The sequence below is a fragment of the Prevotella sp. TCVGH genome, assembly GCF_023522295.1.
GTDB classification, from domain to species: Bacteria; Bacteroidota; Bacteroidia; order Bacteroidales; family Bacteroidaceae; genus Prevotella; species Prevotella timonensis.
Map to the genome: position 1 here is coordinate 1 of NZ_QFFX01000130.1, position 1997 is coordinate 1997.

Genomic DNA, 1997 nt, shown 5'->3' on the forward strand with positions numbered 1-1997 from the left:
AGCATATCATCCACGAGTCTGATATGGATTGGATACGCAAGCCGAGAGTGAAGACGGGCAATGTATGCCACATTCCACTATTACCCGAAGCATCCGCCATCATTGAGCGGTACAGGGGCATTCATACGAGGGCGTTCCGCCACGAACCCCCAAAAGGGTATCTGCTGCCCATACCAGGCTGTGACACGTTGAACATACACCTCAAAAAGATAGCACGGCTTTGCGGTATTCAGAAAACGCTGACTTATCACATGGCAAGGCATACCTTCGCATCGCAGATGACGCTTTCAGAGGGCGTGTCCATCGAAAGCGTATCGAAAATGCTCGGACACAGCCAAATAAAGACCACACAGGTGTATGCAGAGACTTCTCCGGAGCGTGTCTTTCGGGATGTGGAGAAGATTCTCCCTCTCATCGCACAATATCGTTTAATCAACTAAAAGTCCAAGAACAATGAAAAGTACATTTTCAATTCTATTCTATATAGACAGAAGCAAAACAAGCGAAAGGAATGAATGTATTATACGCTGCCGTATCACCTGCAATGGTGCGTCTTCTTCATTCTCAACAGGTTTGTACACCTCTCCCGATGATTGGCAATCAAAGAAAGGGAGCATAAAAGTGGTGGCAAACAGAGCGAATGCCGTCAATCTGCAACTGAACTCAATAAAAGAACGACTTCACGCACTCTATGAACTCACGTTAAGAGAAGAGAACTACATTACGGCTGAATACCTCAAAGAGCAGTTCCAGCACCAAAACAAGTCCACCCCTACACTCATAGAGATTTACCAATCCGTCTGTGAAAGCAAGGAGGCATTGCAGGGCAAGACGATAGGAAAGGCTACCGTCAGGGCTTTCAGGGACAGTAGGAAGAATTTTGCACTTTTTCTAAAAACAAGGGGAAACGGGGACTGTCTTCCCAAAGAGGCAGACAAGGACCTCATAGAACATTACCGCCTGTTTATGCTACGGGACTTGGGAAACAAGGAAAGCACTGTTTCCAATCGTCTGCGCCACCTGCATCAAGTCATCCGAAAAGCACTGCAAGAGCGATATATCCGTGAAGACCCTTTTGAGCAGATAGACATTGAAACGCCCACCTACGAGCGCAATGCCCTCACTTCTGACGATTTACACAAACTTCTCTCATATCGCCCACACCGCTCGGTGGACAACCATTGCAGGCTCATCTTCCTCTTGGGCTGTTTCACGGGGCTGGCATTCTCAGACTTGAAGAAACTCAGAATGGACGATGTTTATACATTCGGGGATGGGCGTAGGTACATATCGCTCTGTCGCACAAAGACACAGAATAGGAGCATTGTTCCTTTATTGCCCATTGCCGAAGAGATACTCACCATTGTCAGCGACGGACGAAAGGAGGGTTTGCTCTTTCGTGAGTTCCCCACGAATAGCCATTTCAACCGCAAGATAAGGGACATCATCATCAAGGCAGGCCTCCCACCTCATACCGAGGCCACTTCGCATACGGCACGGCACACCTTTGCCACGACCATCTGTTTGGAGAATGGTTTGCCGATAGAAACCGTCAGTAAGATGCTCGGACACCGTTTCATTTCCACCACCGAACTTTACGCAAAGGTCAGCAAGAGTAAAATTGCCCGTGAGATGCAGCCACTCATGGGCGGCAATACCACAAGGGAACTGCGAAAGGCTTTGCGTGTCTGTCCACCAAGAAAGCCAAGCGGAGGACAAGTAACTTGTCCTTTGACCGCAAAGCAACCATCATTGAACATCAACGCTAAATAAAAATAAAAATGAAAGAGAACAACAAGCTGGAACTTTCTTACTTTCGATTGAAATTAAGAAGTTACATGAGTGAGCATCTCCCTGAGAAGTTGCAAGATACGGAGTTTATCACCACACGAGCAGACATGGCTCTCACTGCTTACTGCAATGCCGTGGCGCAAGGTTTTAATCATTTAGAAGCAGAAAGAATAGCAAGTGAAGTGCTTTTCAGTGGACTGCATTTC

The 1997-nt window shown here is 47.1% G+C and carries 3 protein-coding genes; all 3 read left to right on the forward strand.

Annotated features, from left to right (window positions below):
• On the forward strand, positions 1–440 hold a 440-nt coding region (locus tag DEM91_RS12400), incomplete at its 5' end, for a site-specific integrase (protein ID WP_249859110.1).
• A 13-nt stretch (positions 441–453) separates the two neighbouring features.
• Positions 454–1773, forward strand: a complete 1320-nt coding sequence (locus DEM91_RS12405; RefSeq protein WP_249859111.1) for a site-specific integrase — start codon at positions 454–456, stop codon at positions 1771–1773.
• 8 nt (positions 1774–1781) lie between these two features.
• Positions 1782–1997: DUF1896 family protein (locus DEM91_RS12410; protein ID WP_249859112.1), on the forward strand; the 216-nt coding region annotated here is incomplete at its 3' end.